Raw genomic sequence first — 26,286 nt, 5'->3', positions numbered from 1 at the left:
TTTAATTTATACCAAAATGATTTATTTCAAAAAATAAATGTTTTGGTATATTTAATTTAAATTTCTTCAATTCTTTTTTTGGTGCTACAATTAAAGCATATCCACCTTTATTATATCTATCCCAAATGCTAAAAAATTCTCTTTTAGAACTTATATACTCTCCATAGCTTGGATCAAATACTTGTAAATAACCCCCTTTATAATTAATAATTACCACAAAATGTGGAAAGCGTGGGTCGTTTTCAATTTTTACGAGCATTGGTATGTTAATAATGAATTATTGATAAAATCAAATATATTTTAATTTAAAAATTTATACAAAAAATGGTCGATATTTAAATAGACATTTATGTAATAAGGATAACAAAATGATAACATTTCCATTAAGCTCTTTTAATAAATATTTTGGGGAAAATCCATTAGAAACACTTAATAAAATAAAAAACGAAATTGTGGAAAATGGAAATTCTGAACTTACAAAAAAACAAAGAGAAAAACTAGGTAATGATTTAATAGATTTATATAAAATTTCTAAAAAATTTAGTGATAAAATAGAATTACTTGAAGATTCAATAGAAGACAAGCTTAGAAAAAATGAATTATCAAAATTAGAAGTTGAAAATTTATACAAATGGATGGATGAAAACTCTAAATCACCCCATTGGCTAAGTATAAATGGAATAAGTTATGATGAAGCTTATGTTAAAATTTTTCATACAAGTAAAAGCATAGATGAATTTAAAGAAAAATACCTTGAGCTTCAAAAAACATACTCTGTTGATTTTAGTAAGAAAATCAACAACTTTCAAGAAAATTCAGAAAAAAATAAAGAAAAACATTTCAAACCCATACAAGGCGAAAGTAAAAACAAAGAAACTTACAAAGGTGATAATATAAGAAATGAACTTGTAAAGAATCTTTTAAAAAATAAATTTAACACAAATGAAGAGTTAGAAATTCTTTTTAATGTAAAATTTAGCAATGATATAGAAAAAGCTAATGATTTCCTTTCTCAAAACACTATATCAAAAATTATAAATATTAAAGTTTGAATTATTTCTTACTTAATTAAATCAATGAAAGTAATCATGGATTTTTAATAAAACTAAATTACAAAAATTCAATTTATAGAAAAATGGAGCGGGAAACGAGATTCGAACTCGCGACCCCAACCTTGGCAAGGTTGTGCTCTACCCCTGAGCTATTCCCGCTTTTGCAAAGCAGACTGTGATTTTATCAAAACTTTATTTTAATGTCAAATTTTTAAAATTAAGGAATGTTTTTTGCTTATATATAATACTAAAATATAAAAAGGAATTTTCATGCAAGTAAATAATAAAAATAATCCATTAGTTTTAAATAATATGACAAAAATCAAAGAAAAAAACACCTCTTCAGATGAATTTCAAGCTACACTTAATGCACTTAAAGATAAAGAAGAAAAAGAGTATAAAAAAAATAGTAACAATGCTTTTAATAACACAGATTTAACCATAGGATCAATTTCAAAAGAATATGGTGTATATGCTTGGGAAAAATTACGCCAGAGTAAATACCAAAAAAATGAAGAAAATATTTTAAATAATCTTTTTAAAACTTTAGATAATTCAAGATTATGAAAATTTCTAATAACAATTTTAAAGAATTATTTTCAAATAACAATAAAGGACAAAATAAAAAATCTTCTTTGTATGATTTACCTTTTGATTATCTTTTAAAGCAAAATAAAAAACTTGCAGAAGATAAAATGAAAAAATACAAAGAAGAATTAGTTTTTAACAAAGAAACAAATCAGTTTGAAAAGAAAATAGTTTTAGATGAGCAAAGCTATAAAGAACAAATTAAAATCAAACTTGAAAAGAAAACAAAAGAAAATATCAATGAACGAATAAACAATAAAATCACATCAAAAATAGAAAATATTAATCCTATGCAAACATCTAGCCTAAATAGCTTAAAATTTAGTACTAATTTTTGGCAGCTTAAAATAGAACAAAAGCAAAAAGAAAACAAAGATTTTAAAGTATTTTCAGCACCACTAACTAATGATTGATTTGTAAAATTTCAATTTCTTGATCTTTTTTATATTCTAATTCATCTTCTTTACTTATAAATATATATGAATTTTCATATAATGGCTTTATCATACCTGAACCAAATTTAGCTTTACTTGGTTTAAAATATCCATTGATTAATTTTCCAAAAGCAAAATCATTCCTTTGACCTTTAAACTTTAAACCATCAGCTAATTTTGCTTTATCAAATTTTAAAAGATTTATATCATAAAGCAAATTAAGGATATTTTTTGCGAAAATATGCGTTGAAACTAAAGAGGCTAAAGGATTTCCTGGTAGGGCTAAAAAAAGCATATTGTTTTTGCTAAAAAGTTTTACATGCTTGCAAAGTTTAGCATTGACTTTTTCAAAAATAGGGCTAAAATCACATTCAAACAAAGCTTGTTTGATAAAATCAGCTTCACCCACACTAGCTCCACCACTACTTATAAGCATATCAAATTCTTTATTATCTAAAAGTTTTTTATAAGCACTTAAATCATCTTTTATAAGCCCTAAATACTCAACATCTGCCAAACCTTGCAAAATAGCATAAATTCCAAATGCATTTGCATTATATACGCTATATTCATCAGCATTTTTCCAAGGCTCTACAAGCTCATCTCCACCTGAAAAAATCCCAACACGCAATTTTTTAACGACATTTAACTCATAAATTCCTTGAGAAGCAAGCATAGCTATCATGCCTGAAGTGATTTTTTGCCCCTTTTTAAACAAAAGCTCTCCAAACTTTACTTCCTCGCCTTTAAAACGGATAGCATTGTTTTCTTTAGCATTTTTCGCATTGAGCTTTTCATCTTCAAGTAAAGCTTCTTCAAACATTAAAATAGTATTTGCATTTTGTGGAATTTTAGCTCCTGTCATAATTTTATAGCATTCATTTTTAGCTAAAACATAATTATTTTTATCTCCTGCTAAAATACTTCCTTTTATCTTTAGTAATTCATTTTTATCCGCATAATTTAGCACATAACCATCTAGGGCAGAATTATCAAAAGCAGGTAAGTTTTTTTCAACAAAAACATCTTCATATAAAATACACCCCAAAGCTTGTGTTAAATTTACTTTTTGAAACTCATTTTTTGCTTTGATTTGCTCTTTTAAAAGCTCTAAAGTTGCAAAAATATCTCTCATTCTTCAAGCCTTCTTATATTTGCACCTAGTTTTTTAAATTTTTCTTCTAAATTTTCATAACCTCTATCAAGATGATAAATTCTATGAATTTTACTTGTTCCTTTAGCTGCTAAAGCTGCCAAAATCAAAGCCGAAGATGCACGCAAGTCAGTAGCCATAACATCAGCCCCTAAAAGCTCTTTAGTGCCATTTATAGTGGCAATATGCCCGTTTAATCTTATATCAGCTCCCATTCTTAAAAGCTCACCCACATGCATAAAACGATTTTCAAACAATCTTTCATCAATAATACTTGTACCATTTGCTTTTAAAGCCAAAGCCATAAATTGTGCTTGCATATCCGTTGGAAAACCCGGATATTCACTAGTTAAAATTTCAACCGGCTTAATTTCTCTAGTAGGATTTATACTAATACTATCTTCATTAATATCAAAACTAAATCCCATTTGCTCTAGCTTTGCTAAAACTGCACTAAGATGATTCACATTGACCTTTTTTAGAGTGATTTTTGAGTTAGTGATAGCTCCTGCACACAAGTAAGTTCCTGCTTCAATACGATCAGGTATAATCTCAAAAGGTTTAAATTCTAAAAGCTCTCCACTTGTGCCATAAATTTCAAGTTCAGAAGATCCTATGCCTTGTATATCAAGTCCAGCCTGAGCTAAAACCTCACAAAGTTGCACCACTTCAGGCTCTTTGGCAACATTTAAAAGTCTAGTTTTACCATGAGCTAAGGCTGCAGCCATGATGATATTTTCACTACCAGTAACGGTGATTTTATCAAACATCACATCAGCACCTTTAAGCTTTCCGCTAGCTACTACATAACCTTGTTTAATCTCGATATTAGCTCCCATTTTTTCTAAAGCTAAAAGGTGTAAATCAATAGGGCGTTGTCCTATAGCACAACCTCCAGGTAAAGAAACTTCACAATTTCCAAATCTAACTAGCAATGGTCCTAGGGTAAGTATAGACGCACGCATTTTACGCACTATGTCATATTTTGCTATAGTTTGATTTAGATTGTTTGTATTTATCTTTGCGAAATTGTCTTTAAAGGTATAATTTGCTCCTAAATTTTCAAGCAAAGAAAGTAGGGTGCAAATATCTGCAACATTTGGTAAATTTGAAATTTGCACTTCATTTTTAGCTAAAATACTTGAAGCTATCAAAGGAAGTGCAGCATTTTTAGCACCGCTTATTATCACTTCTCCGTTTAATTTTTCAACACCATCAATCTCCAAATAAGTCATTAACTTTCCTTAAAATATACATTTAATGATATAATAATATTTTACTACAAATATTATATAAATTAATAAGATTAAAGGTATTTTTTGGGAGTTTTTCTAGTTATACTTGGTGGGATATTTTGGGCCATAAGCGGGGTTTTGGCTGAGTATTTGTTTAAAAATCATTATTCTGCTGAATGGGTGAGTTTTTATCGCTTACTTTTTACAGGTATTATTTTAATAATTTTAGGTGCAAAAAATTTCAAATTAAAATTATTAAAGCAAAAACAAGAATTTAACTCTCTTTTAATTTTTTCAATTTTTGGTTTATTGATAACTCAATATGGTTATTTTAAGGCCATTTATTATACTGATGCGGGAACTGCTACGATGATTCAATACAATGCACCCCTAATCATAATGCTTTTTATGTGTTTTAAAAATAAAATTTTTCCTAAAAAAATAGAACTAATCGCTTTATTTTTAATACTTTTTGCCTTATTTTTACTTATAACAAATGGGGATATTTATGCATTAAAGCTTGATATAAGAGGTGTTATTTGGGCATTTTTTGGAGCTATTGGAGTAGCGTTTTATTCTTTGAGCGCTAGGCTTATCATAGCAAAATATGGCTTATTTTTAATCATGGGTTTAGCTAGTTTATTTGCTTCTTTTTTACTTTTTACACTATTACAAGGGAATATCCCAAAACATAATTTTTCTTTAAATTCATTTTTAGCTATGAGTGGAATCATACTCATAGGCACAATAGGAGCTTTTTGTTTATACTTAAAGGGGGTTGAATTAATAGGAGCTTTTAAGGCTAGTATGATAGCTTGTATCGAACCTGTGGCTGCTGCTTTGATGAGTTTTTTATTTTTAGGAACTATTTATAGTTTAATTGATCTTTTTGCTTTTAGCTTAATTATTCTTAGTGTCTTTTTGAATGCTAAACACACACTAAATAACTAAATTATTTAGCAGCTTGCATAGCTTGAGATAACATTTGCATAATTCTTGCATAAATACTTTGCATTTGTGTATTTAAACTTTGAATTTGAGAATTGATCATTTGTGCTTTTTGTGGATCTTGACTTGATTGTAATTTTGCATTCAATTCTGCAATTTTAGCCTGTATTTTAGAAAGCTCTTTGTAAAGTTTGCTTAACTCATCTTCAGATTTTCCTCCATCTTGGCCTTCTTTAATGCTTTTTTCAAGCTCTTTTATACCTTGAGTGAATTTAAATTCTATAAAATTCTTATTTTCTTTGTTTTCTTTGTTTTCTTTTTGAGTATTTAAAATATAAGGATTGATTTTACCAGTATAGTCATTTATTTGCATAATATATCCTTTCTTTAAGAGCATATATCGGATTTTTAAAAAAATATTTAATCTCCATCATAAAGTTTTTTAGCTACTTCTGCGGCTAATTTTAACTTTTCATTATCAAAATGAGTATAAATTCTTGAAGTGTTTAAACTTGCATGTCCTAGTGCTTCTTGAACCAAAACCAAATCTTTTTGTTTTTTATAGAGTAGGGTAGCAAAAGTATGTCTTAACATATGAGCACCATTTTTTTGCTTACGAATTCCAGCTTTAAATAAGATTTGCTCTACTATACGAGAAACATAAGCTTGAGTTAGAGTTTTTCCGTTACGATTAACAAATAAAAGTCCATCTTGAGAAAGATAATTTACTCTAACATCTTTTAAAAGATGCTCTATAAGCTCTTTTTTAATCATCACAACGCGATATTTGTTACCTTTGCCTCTAATGCGTATGATATAAAGATCATTTTCTTCACTAATATCTTTTAATTTTATATTAATAGCTTCACTAACTCTAATTCCTGTAAAAATGATGATTTTAATAATTAAACGATTGCGTATAGTATTATTTTTAAAATCAGTATTATCAATAGCATTTAAAAATTTACCTACTTCATCTTCACTCATATATTCAGGTAGCTTAACCCCCTTAGAACCACTAATTCCAGCCCAATTTTTAAGATTTATATCAAAAATATGTGCCTTTTGTTCTTCTTCATTTTGTTTATCTAAAAATGCAAAAAAATTAATCACAGCTATGCGGTAATTTTTTTTACTTGCATCAGACAATGAAGCACTAATGCTTGCTAAAACTTCCACCAAAAGCTCTTCATCAATTTGTTTTAGCGAATAAAGTTTATAAAACATCAAACACTCATAAAGTTTTTTTAAAGGATTAAAATAAGTATTTACTCCGCTAAGTCCAGCATTTCTAGCTTTTTTTACATAAGCATCAAGTTCTTGTATATTTTTAACACCTTTACTTAAAGCTAAATTTACCACAGCTAAAGCTTGCGGATCTTTTAACTCTTTATTTGAAAGAGAATTAAGTTTAAATTTTATATACCTACAAAGCCAAAATAAAAAAGATTTTTCAAAATTTTCTTCACAATCTAACAAATATTTCATCACTCAATCCCCAAAGCTTTTAAAGCAGCTACCTTCGCGTGGATATACGCACTATCAAAAAGTTTTTTAGAGCTTTTATCTATAATCAAACCAAGCTCAGTGCAACCTAAAATTACTCCTTGAGCTTGTGGAAATTGAATGATTAAATTATCAAAATATTTTTTAGAATCTTCTTTTATGACACCTTTGCAAAGTTCATTAAAAATGATATCATTAACTTTTACTATATCATCATTTTTAGGGATAAAAACTTCAATATTTGACGTAATCAAAAGCTGTTTGTAAAAATCTTCAACCATAGTGTATTTTGTCCCTAACAACAATACTTTATCAATATTTTGTTTTTTAAGTTCTAAAAATATTGCTTGAGTAATATGCAAAATAGGAATTTGGATATTTTTTTGAATATCATTATAGCATTTATGCATAGTATTAGTGCAAATTAATATGAAATCAACTCCACATTTTTGTAAAAGTAGGGCATGATAAGTTAAAATTTCACTTGCTTTCTGCCAATCATTCTCGCGTTGGCATTCTTCTATCTCTTCAAAATCAACACTTGCAAGAACTATTTTAGCACTATGTAGCTTTCCTAACTTTTCATTAATTATTTTATTGATAATTTTATAATAGCTTAATGTGCTTTCATAGCTCATTCCACCTATTAAACCTATAGTTTTCAAACTTTTTCCTTTGTTTTTAATATAAAAAATTATAAAAAAAACTTACTTAAAAAATATCTAGTTATAATAATAAAAATCGAAATAGGATAAAAAAATGTTTTTTATGAAGAAGAAAAAAACACCAAAGTTTCCAAAGAAAGATATTAGCTATCAGCAAAATATTGGTTTTGAAAATGATTTTGCACAAGAAAAAAGACTTTATGATTTTAAAGAAAATATGAAAAAACTATCCAAAGATGAAAATAGTGCTATGATTTTGGCAAAACAACTTTCAAGACTAATCCAAAAATCTTAATAAAACTAAAATCTTTATATATTTTAAACTCTAATATCCAATCTTTATTCTCACTTATAATTTTAGCTTTTTAATTCATAAAAAATATATTAATTAAAACTTAATTAATATGTAAAATTATATGATAAATAGTAAAATATTAAAATTATATATATTTTGTATTGAAAACTATAATTTTCAAACTTTTATATTTTACCATACTATCATATATAAATATAAAAATAAAATACCTATTTTATGGTATTTTAAATGATTTTATTTTTTGGGTGAAAATAATTTATCCATAAAAAAATAAGTATAATTTTTTGATAAATAATAATATTGATTTTATGTATAAAATAAGATATAAAAATAATATTGTTATTTTTAGCTTAAAATAATTCTTAGTTTTTTCTTAATAATATTATAAATTATAAATCAGAACTTTTAGGATAATCAAAAAAAATAACTTCTCCACTATGTTCTTTTATATTATAAAAGCTATCTATATTAAATTTAATACATAATATAGCAGAGGTTGGAAAATTTTCTAAATCAATATGAGTTAAGTATTCACATAATTGCACTAGTAAAGGATTGTGCATTATAAGCACTACCCTATTTTGCTTTATATTTTTTATATAATTTAAAACTTCATCAAAAGAACCATCATAAAAACATTTTTCTATTAAAATATCTTTTTCTTTTAAAGCAAAACTTTTGCATAATTTTTGTGCTGTTTTTATACAACGCTTTGCAGGGCTTGATATGATATTTTGTGCTTTAAAATCTAAATCTTTAATCCTATAAATCATAGTTTTAAGATCATCTTTACCACTAGAACTAAGATCTCTTTGTAAGTCTTGAATTTGTATATCTTTTTGTGCTTTTGCATGTCTTATAAAATAAATATATTTCATCTTATAATCCTAAATTTAGCTAATATATATCCACATATAAATCCAAAAATATGTGCATACCAAGCTATATTTACCCCCATAAAAATAGGCACAAAACTCATTAGCAATATAGCTACGATAAGCCCTTTGGTAGCACTTTTATCTAAATACGCATAAAAACCCATTAAAACACATATAGCACCACTAGCTCCCACCACATTTACAAAATTTCCATCAAAACTTAAATAAATATAAAAAATACTAAGTAAAGAACAAGTAACTCCGCCCAAAAGGTAAAGTAAGGCAAATTTAAAACTTTGCAAATATCTTTCTAGTATAGAACCAAATTGAAAAAGCACTATCATATTTAATATCAAATGAGCCCAGTTTCCATGCATAAACATAGAGCTTAAAATTTGCCAATAAAACCCTTGAAAGAAAAATAAATTTAAACCCAAAAAAATATCTAAATTCAAATCACCTGTATGAAGATAATTCACATAAATAAATACAATAACATTTAAAGCTATTAAAAAAGAAGCTACCATTGCCCTACTTTTATTTTTATTTAATAAAAAGCTATTTAAAACTAGCTTTACACATAAAATTCACATTTATAAGATACAATATCGGCAAAAAATCTTATAAGGTTTAAAATGAAAAAATTAGTTATAGCTTTTTTAATTAGTTTAAATACTCTTAATGCTGGTATAGTCATCGCCCCTGATTCTTTACCAATAGAAGTTAAAAATTTTATAAAAGAACATTTTAATGCAGATATTGGTTTAGTTGAGCAAGATGGTTATTCTTATGAAATATATCTAAGCGATGGAAGCGAACTTGAATTTTTACTATCAGGAGAATTTAAAGAAGCTGAAAATTTCAAAGCTTTAAGTTTTTCTATATTACCTTTAGCTATACAAAATACTATAAAAAATTCTTATCCAAATGCTTCCATAGTTGAAATAGAAAGAAAAATTTCATACTATAAAATAAAGCTTAATAATCAAATAAAGCTTTATATAGACAACAATGGAACAATATTAAGACAAAAATACGATGATTGAGCTTATTTTGCTAAGCTCAAATAGGAAAGTTTTGAATTTTTTTTCCAAAAAGGATTTAATTCTTTAAAATCTATGAAAATTTCCACAGCACCAGTGGAATAAGGGGCTATTTCATAAGGCTCCCATATAAAAACCAATCCATCTTTTCTCACTTCAAAAATTTCAGTCATTTTGAAATCTTTAAGATCAAACAGTTCATTTTCATTATAAAGACTAGAAAGTTTTTCTTTTATAAGTTTTTTAAAATCTTCATTTTCTAATTTTAATTCCATTTTTAAATTAATCAAAGTCATATTTATAATATCATATGTTTTTCTTTGATAATCCATCATTCCATGAGCACCACCTTTATACTCATAAATATTTTTTCCTAAAGATATGATTTTATCATCTTGATAAAAAACATAAGATTGTGATAAAAAATCACTAACAACAATTTCTTCTTTTTTCCATTTTTCCCTATTTTCTTTTGCCATCTGAGCCAATGAAACTTCGTTTAAATTCTCATTAAAATCATCAATGATTTTTTCTAAATTTTTGTTTTTACTAGAGTATTTTAGTAAATCTGCACTATAATCAAAGTCTATAGTTTTATTATCCTCACTAAGTTGTTTTTGATCTTTTAAAGATAATTTATATATTTTAAATTCTGAAGGTTTTTTTTCAAAAGTATATTCTTCTTTTTTATTTTCTATTTTACACAAAGCATCAATTTTATTATTTTTCATATCTTTTAAAGCACATGTACCAAAATCAATAATATCAATAAAATATTCATTTTTTCTAGCACTACCCCAAAAACTATGTTGTTTTTGCTTAGTTTGCACATAACCATAACTTGTATTGCTTTTTGATGAGCTATATAGTTGAATATCAAATTCCTTTCCTTGTAAAAAACTAATATCAAAAATATTTTCTTCATATGCATATAAACTTGCATACAAACCTAATCCAAAAACTATTCTTTTAATCATCTTTTTCCTCCTCTACTCTTACAATTAAACTTTTAGGAAGTTTAAAAAAATCAATCCATTCTTTTTCTTTTTCTCGCATTTGTCCTTGATCTACTTCATGATCATAACCTTGCAAATGAAGCATTGCATGAATAAAAAGCAAAGACATTTCATCTTGATTGCTGTGTTTAAATTGTATTGCTTTTTTACTAACTTCATCTAAATTAATCACAATACAACCAAGTAAATTTTCACAATTTTCCAAAAGTGGAAAAGACAACACATCTGTTGTTTTATCTATACCTCTTTGATTTAGATTGATCTCATGCATAGTTTTTTCATCCACTAAAACAAGTTCTATGTTTTTATCACTCATCTTTTCAGCAATTTTTTTAAGAAAAGAAATTTCCATTTCTTCTTCACAAAAAATCATTATTATCCTTTTAAAATTATAATTTTAAATTATATCAAAATTAAGGAAAAGTATATGAAAAAAGCCCTCTGTGTTATAAGTGGTGGTATGGATAGCACTTTATGTGCATATTTGGCTAAAAAAGAAGGATATGAAATTATTGCTTTACATTTTGACTACAATCAACGCACCATGCTTAAAGAAAGAGAATGTTTTAATAAAATTTGTGAAAAGCTTGACATAAAAATAAAATATATTTTAGATGTTTCTTTTATAGCTAATATTGGCGGAAATTCTTTAACGGATCTAAATTTAGAAATTCCAAAAGAAAAACTCCATGAAAAAGAAGTGCCAAATACCTATGTTCCTTTTAGAAATGGAATTTTTTTATCTATTGCAGGGTCTATAGCTGAGAAAGAAAAATGCGAAAGTATTTTTATAGGTGTTGTGCAAGAAGATAGTAGTGGATACCCTGATTGTAGTGAAAACTTCATACAAAAGGCAAATGAATTTATTAACGAAGGAACTACAAAAACTTACAAAGTAAAAATAAAAACCCCATTAGTTCATCTAAGTAAAGGGCAAATAGTTGATCTAGCTTTAAAAGAAAAAGTAGCATTAGAATATACTTGGTCTTGTTATGAAAGAGAAGATAAAGCTTGTGGTAAATGCGATAGCTGCTTATTAAGACTAAAAGGTTTTAAAGAAATAGGTTGTGAAGATGTAATTTTTTATATGTAATTTCTTACTTATATTTACTTTTATTTAATAATATTTATTATTTAAAAATTTAAACAAAGGAAAAATATGAAAAAATTTTTACTAGGCTCTGTTGTAATCGCTTCTTTGGTAAATGTTAATATTTTTGCAAAAGATTTTAATTTAGATAAAGCACACTCTAATGTAGCATTTAAAATCAAACATTTGCAAATTAGCAATGTAAATGGAAATTTTAAAGATTATAATGCTGATATAGATTTTGATAGCTCTAGTTTTCAATTTAATAAACTAGAAGCTAAAATAAAAGTATCTTCAATTAACACAGATAACAAAGCAAGAGATGCTCATTTACAACAAGATGATTTTTTCAAAGCAAAAACATATCCAGATATTATATTCACTATGGATAAATATGAAAAAATTTCCAACGAAAAGGGTAGGATGTATGGGAATTTAAATATAGCTGGCGTTTCAAAAAAGATTGTTTTAGATACAGAAATTGGTGGAGTAATTAAAACAGATAGTGGCAAAGAAAAAGCTGGCTTTACTTTACAAGGACAAATCAAAAGAAGTGATTTTAGTTTTGCACCAGAAACTTCTACTTTGACGCTTGGAGATGAAATACAAATTAATATCGAAGCGGAGATGAACGAAAAATAAACTCTCACAAGCATATATTTTTATGCTTGTGAAAATATAAAATTATCTACCCAACCAACCTTCTTTTTTCCATACTTTTTGAGCTTCTTTGCTTTGAATAAATTGTATAAATTCAGCCACTTTTGGATTTTTCACTCCTTTTTGTGTTGGAGCAATTTCTGCTGCTCTATAAATGATTGAATTTTTATCTGCATTAATAAATTTATTATCTTTTTCTCCAACTGCCTTAATCCAATGAGTCCATATAATTAGCACATCTATATTTTGGTTATTTTTCCACTCATCGACAGCAGCTTTTGAATTTTTAGCATAAACCACGATATTTTTTCTTAATTTTTCTAAATTTTCAGCCTTACCTGTTTTTAAAGCCATATCTTCATACAAACCAACCTGCCCTGCTCCATCAACAACCATTACTTTAACACCATCTTTTAAAATATCTTCAAATTTTTTGATTTTTTTAGGATTATTTGCTCTAACTATCATACCAGAGCCTCTAGCGTTTAAAACTTGAATATCTTCTACTTTGATTTGATTTGGCAACATTTTAATAAAACCATCCATCATTGAAGAATTTCCGGAAAAAATTATATCAGCATCTATTTTAGCTTGTTTTATCCATTTAGGAGTTGGACCTGCATTAATAATAATTTTCTCACCACTCTTTGCTTCAAATTGCTTAGCAAGTTCTTTTAAAACAGGTGCTGGACCACCAGGACCATATACCAAAATTTCAGCATTTAAAGCAACTGCTGTAAATAAACTTAAAAATAAAAATTTTTTCATGTTAAACCTTTAATAAAAACTAATGTGAAAATATAGCCTTTTATAGTTAATAAAAATTATTTTTAAATATATTTAATCAAATAAATTAATTTCTTTTTCATTGGGTAAAAAATAAGCTAAAAAATCTTCTCGATTCTCTTTAATAAGACAATATGTAAAATCAATATTTTTTTTAAACTCTTTTAAAGTTGAATACGAATAATCACAAAATAAAGAATTTCTTAGTGCAGTTTTAAAACCCTTTATATTTTGGAGTTTTTGTGATATAAATTCAAAATCTTCATCATTTTCCACCAGCAAAACCACCCTAGAACTACTACCAAAAGCACAAATTTCATTTTTTGAATCTAAAAAATATGCTTTAAAAAGCTCTAATTTTTTTTCATTAAAATTAAAGGATAAATTTTTACTTTCAATAAAATCAATAAAACTAGCAAAAATATCTGCATAAAAAAAAGCAAATTTTAAATCTTTAAAATATAAATTCTTACAAAGAATGGTAGTTTGAAATAAAGATTTTATACCTAAAATTTCATAAGTGCATTTTTTTAAAATATGATAATTTGATTTTAATTTTAAAATAAATTTTTCATCATTAGAATAAAAAAAAGTTTTTTCTTTGGCATTTTTTAAAAGTTCAAAATCAAGTAAAATATTTGAATTTAAGACTTTAAAATTAAAAGCTTTTGCAAATTTTAATTCTATATTATTACAATATACAAACTCGTAAGATTTTTCTTCACAAAAAAATCTAAAAAGCCTAAAAATAGCTTCTTCTAGGTTATAAACTTGAAGATAATACACATCTTTATCTTCAAGTTTTAATTTTTCTTGACTTACTATAACATAAGCACCAAGTTTTATTGCATAATTAGCTTGCTCTTGATTTTTGGCAAAAAAAACACTAGCTTGTTTAATTTTATTTAAATCAATACTAAAATCATAGACACTAGAAGTTGCTCCATAGTTTAAAACTTGGGCATTAATAAGCTCAATAAAATTAGAAATATTCATTTAGCCTATTAAAGCTCCATTTTCTATAAAACTTTGCGGACTAATTAAAACTAATTTTCCATCTTTTTGGGCACTTAAAATCATACCTTGACTTTCATGCCCAAAAATTTTAGCTTTTTTTAGATTTGTAATCACACAAACTTGCTTACCTATTAATTCACTGGCTTTGTAAAATTTAGCAATACCTGAAAGCACTTGTCTTAACTCACCATTTTCAAGCTCAAGTTGAAATTTTAAAAGCTTTTCACTTCCTTTTATATTTTGACAATCTTTCACCAAAGCCACCTTGATTTCAATTTTTTTAAAATCATCAATTTTAATCTGAGGCAAACTCGGTATAACTTCTGCCTTTTCTTCTTTCTTATCTTCTTGAGTTAATTCAATTTTTGGAAACAAAGCTTCACACGAGCTAGATTTTAAATCACATAATTGATTGTTTAAGATTAATTTTTGATAATTTTCATTTGAGATTTCAAAATTTAAAGCATTAGCAATTTTCAAAGCTGTCTTTGGCATGGCTGCAAAAAGTAAAATTGTTACCTTTGTTAAAATATTAGCACATAAAGCCACCAAAGCATTTGCTTTTTGCATTTGATTATTTTTAATCAAATTCCAAGGTTCATATTTGCTAATACATAAATTTGCCAAGGATAAAGCCTTAAAAAGTTCTTCTAAATAGCGATTTGGTTGAATATTTTCTAAAGCATTAATTGCATTATCTAAGTACTTTTTACATTCACTTAATTCTTGATTAAAATACAAACTCACATCCTTACAACCAATAATATTTTGAGAATATTTTGCACTCATACCAATAATTCTATTTAATAAATTTCCAAGCTCATTGCTTAATTCTGTATTGATTCTAGTAATTAAAGCTTTTTGTGAAAAATCCCCATCATTACCAAAAGGAACTTCTCTGAGTAAAAAATACCTAAAAGATTCTAAACCAAAAGTATCTGCAATTTCTTTAGGTGCTACAACATTACCTTTAGATTTACTCATTTTTTCACCATCTTTAGTCCACCAACCATGTGCTGCTACAAATTTAGGCAAAGGAAGTTCTAAGCTCATCAAAAACGCCGGCCAATATACTGCGTGAAAACGCAAGATATCCTTACCTACAAAATGAATGTGAGCAGGCCAAAGATCCATATTTTTATCATCAAGTCCATAGCCCAAAGCACTCACATAATTCATCAAAGCATCAAGCCAAACATACACCACATGTTTGTCATCATTTAATTCTTTTGGAAGCTTTATACCCCATTCAAAACTCGTTCTTGTAATAGAAAGATCTTTTAAGCCACCTTCTACAAAGTGGATTAATTCATTAGCTTTATTTTTAGGTAAAATCGGCTCTTTTTCTTTATACCATTTAAGAATTTGATTTTGATATTTAGAAAGTTTAAAAAAATAACTTTCCTCTTTTAAAAGTTGCGTTTTTTTGCCACAATCTGGACAATTACATTCATTTACAAGTTGAGTTTGAGTGAAATAACTTTCACAAGAAACACAATAAAATCCTTCATAAATCCCTTTATAAATATCACCCTTATCAAACATTTTTTTAAATGCTTTTTGTACGCTTAATTTGTGATTTTCATCAGTAGTTCTAATAAAATAATCATAAGAAATTTCAAACTCATCCCAAAGTTTTTTAAATTTAGCACTAATTTCATCTGCATATTCTTTTGGGCTAAAATTTCTAGCACTAGCAGCTTGCTCTATTTTTTGGCCATGTTCATCTGTACCTGTTAAAAAAAATGTTTTATGGCCTTGCAAGCGATAAAACCTAGCCAAAGTATCTGCTATAATTGTAGTGTAAGCATGACCTATATGAGCCACATCATTTACATAATATATTGGAGTAGTAATATAACGCATTTTCAACCTTTAATTAAAAATCAAATCCACCTTCTTTACCTTTAGACATGCTTTTATAAACTGCTTCAATATATTCTTTTCTCAAAGCACATTCAAAAATCATAGGACAAGGCAAACAAGATTTTAAGTTTTTTTCATTTTGGCAAGCTTGAAGCTCGTTTTTTTTAACTTCTAAAGCTAATTCAAACTCATCTTTAATTTCACCCATTAAAAACCTTTATAAGCTTGTTTTAGTTTTTCAACTTCATATTTTGAACCTAAAAAGCATGGAGTGCTTGCATGAATTTTTTCAAATTCTAAATCAAGCAAAGAATCATTTTCTCCATTTGTAGAAAGCCCCCCTGCCTTTTCAAATATAAACGCAAAAGGAAATACTTCAAAATAAGCTCTTAATTTTCCATTTGGTGCATCGGTAGTTGCAGGGTATGAAAACAATCCTCCACCTTTGAGTAAAATTTGGTGTAAATCACTCACCATAGCACCTGAATATCTTAAACGATAACCCTCATCAAATAAAGCTTTTATAAATGCTCTATGAGTATTTGACCAATTTTTTTGCGTGCCTCCACTTGCATTCAATTTACCTTTTTCATTTAGCTTTAAATCTCTAACAAAAACAAATTCATCATTTTCATTTAATCTATAAAGCTTAGGAGTATCTATACATACTATAAGCTCTAAACGCACACCATAAATAGCATAAACTGCTGCTTTTAAATTTTTTGCACTAGCCCTTTGCTCATAAATAGCAAAAATAGAACCTATAGCAAAATTAACATCCACTAAAGAAGAACCATCTAATGGATCATAGGCGATAATATATTTTTCATTTTCATTGATTAATAACTGCTCTTGCTTTTCCTCACTAATTAAGCTTTTTATATTTTTATTTTGTTTTAAAACTCTAGTAATAATCTCATCACTTTTTACATCAAGTTTTAGTTGAGTATCTCCGGTTGCATTTTGAGAAGTAGTATAATCAAAATCTGTTAAATATCTAAGTTCTTTTGAAATTTCAATCACTGCTTTTTGTATATCATTGATTAATTCTTGCATATTTTACCCCTATACTTTTTTTGAATTTTTTAATATAAAATCACAAATACTTTCTAAATCATCTAAATGAATCCAAACTAACTCTTCATAAAAAACTTTTTCATAACTTGCTATAGCACTAGAATAGGCAAAATAACTTTCGTCTATTTCTTTACAAAATACACTAATTCTTGGCATATCTAAAGTTTTTAATCCTTCTATCAATAAAAAATCAAAATCACCTAACTTAGATATAGCTTCATCTAAAGTACTTGAAGAATGTGTAAATAAAGTTGTCCTTGTAGGACTTAAAACCATAACATCAGCACCACTTTGAAAAAATTTAAAACTATCTTTTTTAGCTATATCAAAACTAGCTTTATCTTTTGGATCGTGTTTTATAATACATACTTTATAATTTTTCTCCATAAAATACTTAGCAACTTGAGTTATCAAAGTAGTTTTACCAGAATTAGAAGGCCCACTAAATGCCATTGCCAATCTTTTCACTATGTTTTCCTTAAATTCAAAGAAAATAAAAACAATTATATCTTTTTAAAAGTTAAAAGCTTATAATTATAAAAAAATTAGGAATAGAATATGAAAAAATTTTCTACTATTATACTACTTGCTTTTATCTTTAATGCTTGTTCTAATAAAACCCAAGAACAAAGCATTGCAAATTTAAAAAGTCAAACTCTAATGTATGCACAAAAAATAAATTTTCAATATAACAATATAAGATATGTTGCCATTCTTAGCTATTTAAATCCTGTACTTGATGAAAAAAGCAAAGAAGAGATTTTTATATTAAGCTTTTTACCAAGTGTCAATATAAATCAAGACCAAATTTCAATGTTAATAGAAGGAAAAAAAACTATGATAACATCTTTAAAAGAAAATGATGAATTATTTAAATATATACTCAAGAGTGATTATGCAAATTATTACAAAATCACTCTAAATGAAATAATCCAAAAACCTACTTTGCAATTAAACTTATGCTTTGAGAATCAGTGTTTTGAATCAAAGTTTCAAAAAATTTCGAAATCGGTGTATTATCGTTCAGAAGATGCAAATATACAACATAATTAGCTAAAACTTTTTTACCATAAGTCCTACTTTCTGCATAAGGAACTAGCTCCATTGATAAAAATGGTTCATATTTTCCTGCTCTAAACATATCTTCTCTTTTGAGCATTCTAGTGGTAAAACCTATACCGCCATTATAAGCATAAGCTACAAAAACCGGGGAGTTAAGTTTAGATTCTAAATAATCTAAATGATGATTTGCAAACATATATGCTGTTTTTGGCTCAAAAAGCATATCTTGATCAAAATTTGGAATTTTTAATTCTTTATTGCCTATATGATTTGCTAAAAATGGAATAAATTGCATAATACCCAAAGCATAAGAAGTAGAAATAGCAGTTGGTATAAAACGACTTTCTTGTCTAGCGAGTGCTAAAATCATAGCTTGTCTTTGTATTGCATAATCTTTTAAAAGATCATAATAAGGCATTATAAAATAATGTTTTTTAAACCCTTCTGCTCTTTCTTTAATATAAGCATATATAGCTATATTATCTTTTGTATAAAATTCTTTAGCAAGTTTTTCAAGTTCGCTCGGCGAACTTTTTGCTATTTGTTTAGCTAATTTTTGCCATGCAAAAGGATCTTGCATATTAAAATCATTTTTTTGTTTTTTTGGTTGCAATTTTTCTATTTTAGGTATAGACAAACCTTTTAACTCTCTTGCATAAAGACTATAGATATTTAAAGAATTACTTTGAGCTAATTCATCAAGATATTTTTTATCTTTAGTTAGTAAATAAACCCAAAAAATTGCATTATCTACTAAAGGCTTGCTTTTAAAAGTATCCTTTGCGACTTGAAAAAACTCTAAAGCCTTTTGCTCATCATTTTCTAAAATAGCATTTACACCTAAATAAAAAGCATTATCTTGAAAAGTTAAATTTGCATCAACATTAACCAAAGATTTTCTGATTAATGGGCTTTTTCTTTTAATTACTAGTTCTTTAACAAAATCTGTAAAATCTTTTTCTTTGGCTAGTTCATTTACAAAATCTTTTTCTAAAAAAAGATCTTTTTTATCTTTCAAAAAATTATACACTTTATAAAAATTTACACTATCATAATTTAACACCACATAGCTTAGTGGGTCTTTTGCATCAAAAGCATCTAAAAGTTTTATTAAATTAACATTATCTTGTGGAATAACTTTTTTCATTTCATTACGAACAGAAGTGTTTAAATCTTGTATAAAAGTTAAACTATTTAATCTTATAAATTGACAAGTAGTGTTAGCATCTAAGATATTTTGTGTATTAAATTTATAACATAATTCATATTCTTTATTATATCCCAAAGGTGGAACAATAGCTTCAATGGCATTCTTAATGCGTCCTGCATATCTATAAATATGTTCTTTTAGACCTTCGATTTTTTCTTTTTTAAATTCGTTTTTTTCTAATAAACGATATAAATAATAATCTTTAGCCAAAGAATTTGGTTTTTGCTCTAACTCTTTATAAGAATACATTGCACTATTTGCAAAAACCACCCCAGTTAGGAGCAATACTATACTTTTTTTTAACACTTACAAACTTCCTAAAATTAAATTTGATAAAAATATTTGAATAAATTTTAACCCTAAAATAATAATCAAAGGCGCTAAATCGATACTCCCTATAGTAGTAGGAATAAATCTTCTGACAAAAGCATAAGCAGGATTTGTTAAACGATATAAAATTTGCACTATAGGATTATACGGATCAGGTCTCACCCAAGAAATTAACGCAGCAATGATTATAATCCATACATAAATTTCAATAACCAAAGAAAAAATTTGCACCAATGACACAATTAAACTTGTTCCAACTCCCATTTTACTCCTTTATAATTTCTTTTACAAAAGGTTTGATTAAAGTATAAATCTCACTCATTTCAGGTCCATGAGTAACCCCTGTTAATACTAAACGCAAAGGCATAAAGAAATTTTTACCTTTTAAATTTGTTTTTTCCATCAAAATCTTTTTAAACTCATCATATTCTTGAGGTAAATCTAAATCTTTTAAAACTTCTTTAATCAACTTGCATTCATTTTCAAATTCATTATAATTTTTAACTGCAAAAATTGCTTGTATTTTTTCTCTTATTTCATTTAGTGTGCTGGCTTCTTGGGTATAAAATTTTGCAAGTTCAGCTACATCTTTGTCTAAGTTTAATAAAGAATTTAATTTATCATCATCAAGCATTTTTATATGCTCACGATTAATTTGCATTAAACGCTTAGTATCAAACCTAGCAGGAGATTTTGAAACTTTTTTTAAATCAAACCATTCTATAGCCTCTTCTAAAGTAAAAATCTCTTTTGGAGTTTTATTACCCAAAAGTATTAAATAATTAGCAATAGCACTTGCTAAATAACCATTATCAAGCATCCATTTTACACTAGAATGAGCCTCTCTTTTACTCATTTTAACACCCTCTTCATTTAAAATGATAGGCAAATGTGCATAAGTCATGCTTTTATCATAACCCAAACTTGCTCTAATATGCTCTTGCTTAGGAGTATTTGAGACATGATCTTCACCCCTTATAATACAAGTAACACCTTCTAACATATCATCAACCGCACAAGCAAAATTATAAGTTGGAGTTTTATCCGCTCTCATAATTACAAAACTATCAATATCTTCAGGATTAAAACTAATCTCACCTTTAATATAATCAGTAAATTTCATTTGCGATTGAGGTTTTTTAAGACGGATCACAAAAGGCTTTTCGCAATTTAACACATCAATATCTGTTAATTTCTCACAAGTACCATCATATCTATAAGCTTGATTTTTACTTTTAGCTAGTTCTTTTTTATGAGCTAATTCATCCTCAGCACAAAAACAAGCAAAAGCTTTTTTCTCACTTACTAATTTTAAAGCCATTTGTCGATGAAATTTTAAATTCTCACTTTGCACATAATAATGTTGCCAAGTTATACCAAATTCTTTTAAAATAGCTTTTATCTCTTCTTCTTTTCCAGCTATATTTCTAGCATTATCTGTATCTTCAATACGCAAAATAAAATCTGTATTTTCTTGTTTTGCTTTGATATAATTAAACAAAGCAGCTCTTAAATTTCCAATATGCATATCTCCAGTAGGCGATGGTGCAAACCTATACATTTTAATAATCCTTTAAATTTTTCTATCATTATACAATTAAATACTTGCTATTTCTTTTAATTTTTGTAAAGTTCACACAAAATTCACTTATTAATATTATGATTTTATCAACAAATTAACACAAAGGATTAAAAATGAAATTAAAATTAGCTCTAGTTGGTTTAGCAATAGCAAGTTGTGTTTTTGCAAAAGATATGGTTGTAGGCATTAACGCTTTACCAGCAAATTCAAAAAATTTCATACAGAAACACTTTGCAGGATCAAACATTGCTTTAGTTAAACAAGATATTGATGGTTTTGATGTTTATCTTGATAATGGAACAGAACTTGAGTTTTTTATTAATGGGGATTGGAAAGAAATTGATGCTAAATACAGACCTATTGATACTTCTTTTTTAAGTCCAAATGTTTTAACAACGATTAAAAAAATGCATCCAAATGCAAGTATAACTAAAGTTGAAAAAGAAATTCAAGGTTATAAAATTAAGCTTAATAATATGATGGAAATTTACACTGACATAAATGGTAATTTTTTAGGGCAAAAAATTGATGATTAAAAAGCTAGACTAAGTTTTGCTTAGTCTAGCTTTTATAAGAACTTAATGCAAGCTCTTGTATATTATAGTTAGCAATTTTCTCATAAACAAAACCTTTTTTTTCTAAAAAATCAAGTAAAATTTTTTCCATCTTTTCTAAAGATTTTAAAACTTCATCTGAAATTTTAAAACTCAAAGGCTCTATACGCTTTGGAACGCAAGCTAAAATTTGAGTTTTAGGTAAATCTCCCATAAGCTCCATGTATTGCAAAGTTTGAAGCATTTCAACCTCATGTGCGCTACCACTCCAATTTACCTTTTTTGGCATAGCTTCATATGGAAAGAAAAATATATCTCCGATCTTAGCATCATCTGCTGCTATACAATCAATCACAACCATTTCATCATATTCAGCAATGATATAACTAAGTTGCAATGCTAAAGTTCCACCATCAACAAAACTTATAGAATCTTTTTCATGAGAAAAAATATAATTTTTTTCTAAAAGTTTGCAAAGATGAACGCCTAAGCCCTCATCTGCAAACATAATATTTCCAATACCTAGAATTAGAAGCTTCAATGATTTTCTCTTACAAATTTATATCCACTAAAGATAGCATCTAAAGCACCATCTTTACCTTTAACAGAATTAAACACAGCCATATAAATATGCACTGGAACGAAAATCAATACAACCCACATTAAAATTCTATGATAGGTTCTAACATCAGCTAATCCGCCTAATGCAACTTCAATAGGTCTTAAGATATTATATAAAAATCCACCCAAACCCTCATGATATACATGCATATAAAGGATCAAGCCTGTCAAGATAAGTCCAAACATAACAAGATAAAAGAAAAAATAAGTTGCAAATTGTAAAGGATTATACACACCTTGCAAATGAGGATGTTTTCCTAAAAAAATATAAAATTTAATTTGATTTACCCATAATTTTACATTAAAGATATCTTTTACACTTCTTCTTTCATTGGCACTTTTTGGATCAAAAAAGAATAAATATGTCTTAAAAAGCACACAAGCTATCATAATAAAACCAAAAATTTGATGCACCATGCGATATTTTGCTTGCATAAACAAAGTTGGTTCTGATGAAATAGAAGGAGCTTGAAACACATAAGATATATAATAACCAGTCCCCACCAAAATAACAATTGCAACAGCTCTTAACCAATGTGTAAAACGAAGACCGATACTAAATTCGTATTCAGCCTTTCTTTCTGTTGTTAAGGAATGTTTAGTATCCATGCTAAAATCCTTTCCTTATAAATTTACATTAACTTTATACTCGCTAAGATTATTACCTTTAGTATCCATAACATGCACAGCACATGCTATACAAGGATCATAAGAGTGAATTGCTCTTATTACTTCTAAAGGTTGTTTAACATCAGCTAGTTTCATACCAATAAGACATTGTTCATAGCTACCACCTACTCCATTTGCATCTTTTGGACTTGCATTCCAAGTAGAAGGCACCACTGCTTGCCAATTTTCAATAACACCATTTTTAATTCTACACCAATGACTTAATGCTCCACGAGGTGCACTACCGATAAATCTACCTTTGTATTCTTTATTTTTATCAATCACATAAGTTGCACAAGTGCTTTCATCAGTTTTTAAATTTTCAACCAAAGAATTAAATGCTTTTAAACCATGATCAGCAACAATTTTAGCTTCGATTGCTCTAGCACCTGTTCTACCCAAAGTACTCATTAAAGCTTTAACAGGTAAATTTGTAGCTTTTAAGAATGAATCAACCGCCTCTACTACGATTTTATTACCCTTAGCATAATTAACTAAAATATTTGCTAATGGTCCAACTTGCATTGGTAGGTTTTCGTATCTTGGGGCTTTAATCCAACTATACTTACCTTTAGTATCAAATACTTTACTATGAACCATATTGCCTTTATCATCAATGCTTTCACCATCAACCAAACCTGTATAGTTTGGATTAGTTTTACCATCATAAGGATGTAATGCTTCATTATCTGCATACCAAGCTCTTGTAGCTTCTTCAGTAATTTTAGCTTCATCTACTTCTTCAACTTTACTTAAATCACCATTTCTAATAATACCACTTTCAAATAACCACTCATCACTTGAAACTTGGAATTCTCTTTCAGTATAGAAGTTATTTACTCCTACATCATTTAAAACACTTGCTTCTTTAGAGTAAGCTTTAGCTGCCATAATTAAATCTGGATAATAAGCACGATTAATAAAATCAGCTACTTCTTGGAATTTAGTCACATACTCAGCCATTCTTGAAGGATCTAAAAGATCCATAACACAAGTTACACCACCAACAGTTAAACTTTGAGGATGAGGATTTTTAGCACCAAATATCGCCATAGCCTGAGCTATAGTTCTTTGAATTCTTAAACACTCTAAATAATGTGAAAGTGCTATTAAATTTTGCTCTGGAGTAAAACGATAAGTTGCATGTCCATAATATGCATTAGCAAATGGCCCAAGATTTCCTTTATCTACAAAAGTTTTTAATCTTTGTTGCACTTCTAAAAGCTTATCAGCACCTGTTGCATACGGTATATCAGTATATTTAAACGCTTCATCGCTTGCTTTTTTTACATCAGCACTTAAAGCACTTACAACATCAACAAAATCAAGCCCATGAAGTTGATAAAAATGCACAGGATGATCATGCATGTATAAAGCTGCATTCATCAAAGTTCTAGTTAAAACTGCATTTAATGGTGGAGTAATACCTAGAGCATTTTCTACCGCAATAATTCCTGCTCTATAGTGTGAAAAAGTACATACACCACAAATTCTTTGAGTTAAAAAACCCGCATCTCTTGGATCACGCCCTTTAACTATTGTCTCCAAACCTCTCCATAAAGTTGATCCTGAGTAAGCTTCTTTGATTACATTATTTTCATCAACTACCACTTCAACTCTCAAGTGTCCTTCTATTCTAGTAAGTGGATCTATAATAATTCTTTTTGACATTCTTAATCCTTATTCTTTTCTAATGAAGCAATTACAGCATGTGCAGCAACTGCAACACCTGTTACACAAAGCACGCCTATACCAATTTTATCTGAAATATTATCTGCACCTAAACCATAAACAGTATCAAACAATCTTCCTGCCATCACTTCTTCAAAAGGTCCCATAGTATCCCAAAAATCAGGTTCAGAACAACCTATACAACCATGTCCAGCTTGGATAGGCCATGAAGTATGTTGATTAAATCTTTCTCTTGAGCAATTATTAAAAGTATAAGGTCCTTTACAGCCTACTTTATATAAACAATATCCTTTTTTTGCACCTTCATCACCAAATTGTTGTACAAATTCACCTGCATCAAAACGCCCTCTTCTTTCGCAAAGATCATGAATTCTTAAAGCATAAGCCCATTTTGGTCTATTATAAGCATCAAGTGCTGGTAATGTTTGATATAGTATATAATGAATTACATTACCTATAATATTTTTTTCACTTGGAGGACAGCCTGGAACATTTATAACTGTTTTATTGGTAATTTTACTTAAACTTACAGAATTACTTGGATTTGGTCTAGCAGCTTGAATACCCCCAAAAGCCGAACAAGTTCCTATAGCAAAAATAGCTAAAGCATTATCACAGGCTTGCTCTGCTATTTGCTTACCACTTTTACCATGTGGTCCTATAGTTAAAAAGTGCTCTGTGTTTCCAGTAGGAATTCCACCTTCTACCATTAAAATATATCTACCTTTATATTTTTCCATAGCTGCCTCAAGATTGTGTTCAGCTTGCCAACCTGCAGCATTCATGATGGTTTCATGGTATTCTAAAGAAATATGATCAAAAATTAAACTATCGATTGTTGGCGCATCAGTTCTTAATAAACTTTCAGAACATCCTGTACATTCAGCCATATGAAGCCAAATTACTGGAAGTCTATCACTAAGCTCAGCTGCTCTTGCAACTACTGGAGTAAAGCTAGCAGGAAGTGCCAAAAAAGCTGTCATTGCACCAGCCCATTTCATAAAATCTCTTCTTGAAAAACCTGATTGCTCTAAAGCTTTAGAAATTGAAATCTCATTCTTCAAAAGAGGAAGTTTTTCTAATTCGTCTAAACGGCGATTAAAAATATCTAAATCACTCATTTGTTTTTCCTTAAAAATAAAAAATATCAGAATAGATTTTAGGATAATAATTGTTAAGAATTTATAAAAAATAAAAATTTTTTTGCAAAATATACGATTTGTTTATAATTTAATG

Annotated in this window: 32 protein-coding genes, 1 tRNA gene and 1 pseudogene; 10 read left to right on the top strand and 24 right to left on the bottom strand. The window is 27.7% G+C overall.

The window, feature by feature from the left end; genetic code table 11:
- Position 1: 1 nt before the first annotated feature.
- Positions 2–274: pseudogene (locus CARM_RS04110) on the bottom strand (cysteine peptidase family C39 domain-containing protein); the annotation flags it as partial.
- A gap of 94 nt (positions 275–368) precedes the next feature.
- Here CARM_RS04110 and CARM_RS04105 point away from each other — a divergent pair.
- Positions 369–1,052 carry a hypothetical protein gene (locus tag CARM_RS04105; protein WP_139425259.1) on the top strand — a complete coding sequence of 228 codons (684 nt, stop codon included), beginning with the start codon at positions 369–371 and terminating at the stop codon, positions 1,050–1,052.
- An 84-nt stretch (positions 1,053–1,136) separates the two neighbouring features.
- On the opposite strand, the gene CARM_RS04100 is transcribed toward CARM_RS04105, so the two are convergent.
- A tRNA-Gly gene (locus tag CARM_RS04100) sits at positions 1,137–1,211 on the bottom strand.
- Positions 1,212–1,322: 111 nt separating this feature from the next.
- Here CARM_RS04100 and CARM_RS04095 point away from each other — a divergent pair.
- Complete coding sequence (locus CARM_RS04095) at positions 1,323–1,619, top strand: hypothetical protein (protein WP_139425257.1); 297 nt, start codon at positions 1,323–1,325, stop codon at positions 1,617–1,619.
- Complete coding sequence (locus CARM_RS04090) at positions 1,616–2,053, top strand: hypothetical protein (protein WP_139425255.1); 438 nt, start codon at positions 1,616–1,618, stop codon at positions 2,051–2,053. Before CARM_RS04095 ends, CARM_RS04090 begins: the two co-directional genes overlap by 4 nt.
- Here the strand turns inward: CARM_RS04090 and CARM_RS04085 are convergent.
- Positions 2,043–3,209 (bottom strand): molybdopterin molybdotransferase MoeA, encoded by a 1,167-nt coding sequence (locus CARM_RS04085; RefSeq protein ID WP_139425253.1) that lies wholly within the window; start codon positions 3,207–3,209, stop codon positions 2,043–2,045. The two genes, CARM_RS04090 and CARM_RS04085, sit on opposite strands and share 11 nt — an antisense overlap.
- Positions 3,206–4,462: a UDP-N-acetylglucosamine 1-carboxyvinyltransferase gene (gene murA / locus CARM_RS04080; RefSeq protein ID WP_139425251.1), complete on the bottom strand. Its 1,257-nt coding sequence runs from the start codon at positions 4,460–4,462 to the stop codon at positions 3,206–3,208. The genes CARM_RS04085 and murA overlap by 4 nt, the downstream gene beginning before the upstream one ends.
- A gap of 84 nt (positions 4,463–4,546) precedes the next feature.
- Between murA and CARM_RS04075 the strand changes: the two genes are divergently transcribed.
- Positions 4,547–5,413, top strand: a complete 867-nt coding sequence (locus CARM_RS04075; protein ID WP_139425249.1) for a DMT family transporter — start codon at positions 4,547–4,549, stop codon at positions 5,411–5,413.
- Position 5,414: 1 nt separating this feature from the next.
- Here the strand turns inward: CARM_RS04075 and CARM_RS04070 are convergent, their stop codons facing one another.
- From CARM_RS04070 to CARM_RS04060, 3 genes are read right to left on the bottom strand one after another with little or no spacing between them, the layout of a single operon-like run.
- Positions 5,415–5,783, bottom strand: a complete 369-nt coding sequence (locus CARM_RS04070) for a hypothetical protein (protein WP_139425247.1) — start codon at positions 5,781–5,783, stop codon at positions 5,415–5,417.
- Positions 5,784–5,830: 47 nt separating this feature from the next.
- Positions 5,831–6,898 (bottom strand): tyrosine-type recombinase/integrase, encoded by a 1,068-nt coding sequence (locus CARM_RS04065; protein WP_139425245.1) that lies wholly within the window; start codon positions 6,896–6,898, stop codon positions 5,831–5,833.
- Positions 6,898–7,581, bottom strand: a complete 684-nt coding sequence (locus tag CARM_RS04060) for an aspartate/glutamate racemase family protein (RefSeq protein WP_139425243.1) — start codon at positions 7,579–7,581, stop codon at positions 6,898–6,900. Before CARM_RS04060 ends, CARM_RS04065 begins: the two co-directional genes overlap by 1 nt.
- Before the next feature lie 94 nt (positions 7,582–7,675).
- Here CARM_RS04060 and CARM_RS04055 point away from each other — a divergent pair, with 94 nt between their 5' ends.
- Positions 7,676–7,876 carry a molybdenum cofactor biosynthesis protein gene (locus CARM_RS04055; RefSeq protein WP_139425241.1) on the top strand — a complete coding sequence of 67 codons (201 nt, stop codon included), beginning with the start codon at positions 7,676–7,678 and terminating at the stop codon, positions 7,874–7,876.
- 410 nt (positions 7,877–8,286) lie between these two features.
- On the opposite strand, the gene CARM_RS04050 is transcribed toward CARM_RS04055, so the two are convergent.
- The gene (locus CARM_RS04050; protein ID WP_139425239.1) at positions 8,287–8,775 is read right to left on the bottom strand and encodes a SixA phosphatase family protein; all 489 of its coding nucleotides are present in this window, start codon (positions 8,773–8,775) and stop codon (positions 8,287–8,289) included.
- Positions 8,772–9,302 (bottom strand): rhomboid family intramembrane serine protease, encoded by a 531-nt coding sequence (locus CARM_RS04045; RefSeq protein WP_139425237.1) that lies wholly within the window; start codon positions 9,300–9,302, stop codon positions 8,772–8,774. Before CARM_RS04045 ends, CARM_RS04050 begins: the two co-directional genes overlap by 4 nt.
- A 108-nt stretch (positions 9,303–9,410) precedes the next feature.
- Here CARM_RS04045 and CARM_RS04040 point away from each other — a divergent pair, with 108 nt between their 5' ends.
- Entirely contained in the window at positions 9,411–9,821 is a 411-nt protein-coding gene (locus CARM_RS04040; protein WP_139425235.1) for a PepSY-like domain-containing protein, read from the top strand.
- 2 nt (positions 9,822–9,823) lie between these two features.
- On the opposite strand, the gene CARM_RS04035 is transcribed toward CARM_RS04040, so the two are convergent.
- Positions 9,824–10,795 carry a DUF3298 and DUF4163 domain-containing protein gene (locus CARM_RS04035; protein ID WP_139425233.1) on the bottom strand — a complete coding sequence of 324 codons (972 nt, stop codon included), beginning with the start codon at positions 10,793–10,795 and terminating at the stop codon, positions 9,824–9,826.
- Positions 10,788–11,207 carry an rRNA maturation RNase YbeY gene (gene ybeY / locus CARM_RS04030; protein ID WP_139425231.1) on the bottom strand — a complete coding sequence of 140 codons (420 nt, stop codon included), beginning with the start codon at positions 11,205–11,207 and terminating at the stop codon, positions 10,788–10,790. Before ybeY ends, CARM_RS04035 begins: the two co-directional genes overlap by 8 nt.
- A 54-nt stretch (positions 11,208–11,261) precedes the next feature.
- Here ybeY and queC point away from each other — a divergent pair, with 54 nt between their 5' ends.
- Together queC and CARM_RS04020 are read left to right on the top strand one after the other, a co-directional pair.
- Complete coding sequence (gene queC / locus CARM_RS04025; RefSeq protein WP_139425228.1) at positions 11,262–11,927, top strand: 7-cyano-7-deazaguanine synthase QueC; 666 nt, start codon at positions 11,262–11,264, stop codon at positions 11,925–11,927.
- Between the two features lie 66 nt (positions 11,928–11,993).
- Positions 11,994–12,566, top strand: a complete 573-nt coding sequence (locus CARM_RS04020; RefSeq protein WP_139425226.1) for a YceI family protein — start codon at positions 11,994–11,996, stop codon at positions 12,564–12,566.
- Positions 12,567–12,608: 42 nt separating this feature from the next.
- Here the strand turns inward: CARM_RS04020 and CARM_RS04015 are convergent, their stop codons facing one another.
- The 6 genes from CARM_RS04015 to mobB all read right to left on the bottom strand — a co-directional run bounded on the left by CARM_RS04015 (position 12,609) and on the right by mobB (position 17,798).
- Entirely contained in the window at positions 12,609–13,352 is a 744-nt protein-coding gene (locus tag CARM_RS04015; RefSeq protein ID WP_139425224.1) for a substrate-binding domain-containing protein, read from the bottom strand.
- A 72-nt stretch (positions 13,353–13,424) separates the two neighbouring features.
- Positions 13,425–14,366 (bottom strand): hypothetical protein, encoded by a 942-nt coding sequence (locus CARM_RS04010; protein ID WP_139425222.1) that lies wholly within the window; start codon positions 14,364–14,366, stop codon positions 13,425–13,427.
- On the bottom strand, positions 14,367–16,253 hold the full coding sequence (metG, locus tag CARM_RS04005; protein WP_139425221.1) for a methionine--tRNA ligase: 1,887 nt from the start codon (positions 16,251–16,253) through the stop codon (positions 14,367–14,369).
- A gap of 13 nt (positions 16,254–16,266) precedes the next feature.
- On the bottom strand, positions 16,267–16,461 hold the full coding sequence (locus tag CARM_RS04000; RefSeq protein WP_139425219.1) for a hypothetical protein: 195 nt from the start codon (positions 16,459–16,461) through the stop codon (positions 16,267–16,269).
- A complete protein-coding gene (locus tag CARM_RS03995; protein WP_139425217.1) occupies positions 16,461–17,309 on the bottom strand; it encodes a class 1 fructose-bisphosphatase in 849 nt (282 codons plus the stop codon). Before CARM_RS03995 ends, CARM_RS04000 begins: the two co-directional genes overlap by 1 nt.
- A gap of 9 nt (positions 17,310–17,318) precedes the next feature.
- Positions 17,319–17,798 (bottom strand): molybdopterin-guanine dinucleotide biosynthesis protein B, encoded by a 480-nt coding sequence (gene mobB / locus CARM_RS03990; RefSeq protein ID WP_139425215.1) that lies wholly within the window; start codon positions 17,796–17,798, stop codon positions 17,319–17,321.
- A 90-nt stretch (positions 17,799–17,888) separates the two neighbouring features.
- Here mobB and CARM_RS03985 point away from each other — a divergent pair, with 90 nt between their 5' ends.
- The gene (locus tag CARM_RS03985; protein ID WP_139425213.1) at positions 17,889–18,383 is read left to right on the top strand and encodes a hypothetical protein; all 495 of its coding nucleotides are present in this window, start codon (positions 17,889–17,891) and stop codon (positions 18,381–18,383) included.
- Here the strand turns inward: CARM_RS03985 and CARM_RS03980 are convergent.
- The 3 genes from CARM_RS03980 to gltX are packed head-to-tail and all read right to left on the bottom strand — an operon-like array spanning position 18,271 to position 21,493.
- Positions 18,271–19,908: a lytic transglycosylase domain-containing protein gene (locus CARM_RS03980; protein ID WP_139425211.1), complete on the bottom strand. Its 1,638-nt coding sequence runs from the start codon at positions 19,906–19,908 to the stop codon at positions 18,271–18,273. The two genes, CARM_RS03985 and CARM_RS03980, sit on opposite strands and share 113 nt — an antisense overlap.
- Entirely contained in the window at positions 19,909–20,196 is a 288-nt protein-coding gene (locus CARM_RS03975) for a YggT family protein (RefSeq protein ID WP_012661430.1), read from the bottom strand. It abuts the gene before it with no gap.
- Position 20,197: 1 nt separating this feature from the next.
- Complete coding sequence (gene gltX, locus CARM_RS03970; protein ID WP_139425209.1) at positions 20,198–21,493, bottom strand: glutamate--tRNA ligase; 1,296 nt, start codon at positions 21,491–21,493, stop codon at positions 20,198–20,200.
- Between the two features lie 134 nt (positions 21,494–21,627).
- Here gltX and CARM_RS03965 point away from each other — a divergent pair, with 134 nt between their 5' ends.
- The gene (locus CARM_RS03965; protein ID WP_139425207.1) at positions 21,628–22,050 is read left to right on the top strand and encodes a PepSY-like domain-containing protein; all 423 of its coding nucleotides are present in this window, start codon (positions 21,628–21,630) and stop codon (positions 22,048–22,050) included.
- Positions 22,051–22,075: 25 nt separating this feature from the next.
- Here the strand turns inward: CARM_RS03965 and CARM_RS03960 are convergent, their stop codons facing one another.
- The 4 genes from CARM_RS03960 to CARM_RS03945 are packed head-to-tail and all read right to left on the bottom strand — an operon-like array spanning position 22,076 to position 26,171.
- Positions 22,076–22,609: a HyaD/HybD family hydrogenase maturation endopeptidase gene (locus tag CARM_RS03960; protein WP_139425205.1), complete on the bottom strand. Its 534-nt coding sequence runs from the start codon at positions 22,607–22,609 to the stop codon at positions 22,076–22,078.
- Positions 22,606–23,298: a Ni/Fe-hydrogenase, b-type cytochrome subunit gene (cybH, locus tag CARM_RS03955; RefSeq protein ID WP_139425203.1), complete on the bottom strand. Its 693-nt coding sequence runs from the start codon at positions 23,296–23,298 to the stop codon at positions 22,606–22,608. The genes CARM_RS03960 and cybH overlap by 4 nt, the downstream gene beginning before the upstream one ends.
- Positions 23,299–23,313: 15 nt before the next feature.
- Positions 23,314–25,029, bottom strand: a complete 1,716-nt coding sequence (locus tag CARM_RS03950) for a nickel-dependent hydrogenase large subunit (protein WP_139425201.1) — start codon at positions 25,027–25,029, stop codon at positions 23,314–23,316.
- Positions 25,030–25,031: 2 nt separating this feature from the next.
- Positions 25,032–26,171 (bottom strand): hydrogenase small subunit, encoded by a 1,140-nt coding sequence (locus CARM_RS03945; RefSeq protein WP_139425199.1) that lies wholly within the window; start codon positions 26,169–26,171, stop codon positions 25,032–25,034.
- Positions 26,172–26,286 lie beyond the last annotated feature (115 nt).

The organism is Campylobacter armoricus (genome assembly GCF_013372105.1).
GTDB lineage: Bacteria > Campylobacterota > Campylobacteria > Campylobacterales > Campylobacteraceae > Campylobacter_D > Campylobacter_D armoricus.
The sequence above is the reverse complement of the archived record's forward strand: the minus strand, read 5'-3'. Positions and strand labels throughout refer to the sequence as shown.

What these genes read in the sequence shown, in the direction of transcription:
- CARM_RS04105 (WP_139425259.1), top strand. Translation starts at nt 369, where the DNA reads ATGATAACATTTCCATTAAGCTCTTTTAATAAATATTTTGGGGAAAAT.
- CARM_RS04095 (WP_139425257.1), top strand. Translation starts at nt 1,323, where the DNA reads ATGCAAGTAAATAATAAAAATAATCCATTAGTTTTAAATAATATGACA.
- CARM_RS04090 (WP_139425255.1), top strand. Translation starts at nt 1,616, where the DNA reads ATGAAAATTTCTAATAACAATTTTAAAGAATTATTTTCAAATAACAAT.
- CARM_RS04085 (WP_139425253.1), bottom strand. Translation starts at nt 3,209, where the DNA reads ATGAGAGATATTTTTGCAACTTTAGAGCTTTTAAAAGAGCAAATCAAA.
- murA (WP_139425251.1), bottom strand. Translation starts at nt 4,462, where the DNA reads ATGACTTATTTGGAGATTGATGGTGTTGAAAAATTAAACGGAGAAGTG.
- CARM_RS04070 (WP_139425247.1), bottom strand. Translation starts at nt 5,783, where the DNA reads ATGCAAATAAATGACTATACTGGTAAAATCAATCCTTATATTTTAAAT.
- CARM_RS04065 (WP_139425245.1), bottom strand. Translation starts at nt 6,898, where the DNA reads ATGAAATATTTGTTAGATTGTGAAGAAAATTTTGAAAAATCTTTTTTA.
- CARM_RS04055 (WP_139425241.1), top strand. Translation starts at nt 7,676, where the DNA reads ATGTTTTTTATGAAGAAGAAAAAAACACCAAAGTTTCCAAAGAAAGAT.
- CARM_RS04050 (WP_139425239.1), bottom strand. Translation starts at nt 8,775, where the DNA reads ATGAAATATATTTATTTTATAAGACATGCAAAAGCACAAAAAGATATA.
- CARM_RS04045 (WP_139425237.1), bottom strand. Translation starts at nt 9,302, where the DNA reads ATGGTAGCTTCTTTTTTAATAGCTTTAAATGTTATTGTATTTATTTAT.
- CARM_RS04040 (WP_139425235.1), top strand. Translation starts at nt 9,411, where the DNA reads ATGAAAAAATTAGTTATAGCTTTTTTAATTAGTTTAAATACTCTTAAT.
- CARM_RS04035 (WP_139425233.1), bottom strand. Translation starts at nt 10,795, where the DNA reads ATGATTAAAAGAATAGTTTTTGGATTAGGTTTGTATGCAAGTTTATAT.
- ybeY (WP_139425231.1), bottom strand. Translation starts at nt 11,207, where the DNA reads ATGATTTTTTGTGAAGAAGAAATGGAAATTTCTTTTCTTAAAAAAATT.
- queC (WP_139425228.1), top strand. Translation starts at nt 11,262, where the DNA reads ATGAAAAAAGCCCTCTGTGTTATAAGTGGTGGTATGGATAGCACTTTA.
- CARM_RS04020 (WP_139425226.1), top strand. Translation starts at nt 11,994, where the DNA reads ATGAAAAAATTTTTACTAGGCTCTGTTGTAATCGCTTCTTTGGTAAAT.
- CARM_RS04015 (WP_139425224.1), bottom strand. Translation starts at nt 13,352, where the DNA reads ATGAAAAAATTTTTATTTTTAAGTTTATTTACAGCAGTTGCTTTAAAT.
- CARM_RS04010 (WP_139425222.1), bottom strand. Translation starts at nt 14,366, where the DNA reads ATGAATATTTCTAATTTTATTGAGCTTATTAATGCCCAAGTTTTAAAC.
- metG (WP_139425221.1), bottom strand. Translation starts at nt 16,253, where the DNA reads ATGCGTTATATTACTACTCCAATATATTATGTAAATGATGTGGCTCAT.
- CARM_RS04000 (WP_139425219.1), bottom strand. Translation starts at nt 16,461, where the DNA reads ATGGGTGAAATTAAAGATGAGTTTGAATTAGCTTTAGAAGTTAAAAAA.
- CARM_RS03995 (WP_139425217.1), bottom strand. Translation starts at nt 17,309, where the DNA reads ATGCAAGAATTAATCAATGATATACAAAAAGCAGTGATTGAAATTTCA.
- CARM_RS03985 (WP_139425213.1), top strand. Translation starts at nt 17,889, where the DNA reads ATGAAAAAATTTTCTACTATTATACTACTTGCTTTTATCTTTAATGCT.
- CARM_RS03975 (WP_012661430.1), bottom strand. Translation starts at nt 20,196, where the DNA reads ATGGGAGTTGGAACAAGTTTAATTGTGTCATTGGTGCAAATTTTTTCT.
- gltX (WP_139425209.1), bottom strand. Translation starts at nt 21,493, where the DNA reads ATGTATAGGTTTGCACCATCGCCTACTGGAGATATGCATATTGGAAAT.
- CARM_RS03965 (WP_139425207.1), top strand. Translation starts at nt 21,628, where the DNA reads ATGAAATTAAAATTAGCTCTAGTTGGTTTAGCAATAGCAAGTTGTGTT.
- cybH (WP_139425203.1), bottom strand. Translation starts at nt 23,298, where the DNA reads ATGGATACTAAACATTCCTTAACAACAGAAAGAAAGGCTGAATACGAA.
- CARM_RS03950 (WP_139425201.1), bottom strand. Translation starts at nt 25,029, where the DNA reads ATGTCAAAAAGAATTATTATAGATCCACTTACTAGAATAGAAGGACAC.
- CARM_RS03945 (WP_139425199.1), bottom strand. Translation starts at nt 26,171, where the DNA reads ATGAGTGATTTAGATATTTTTAATCGCCGTTTAGACGAATTAGAAAAA.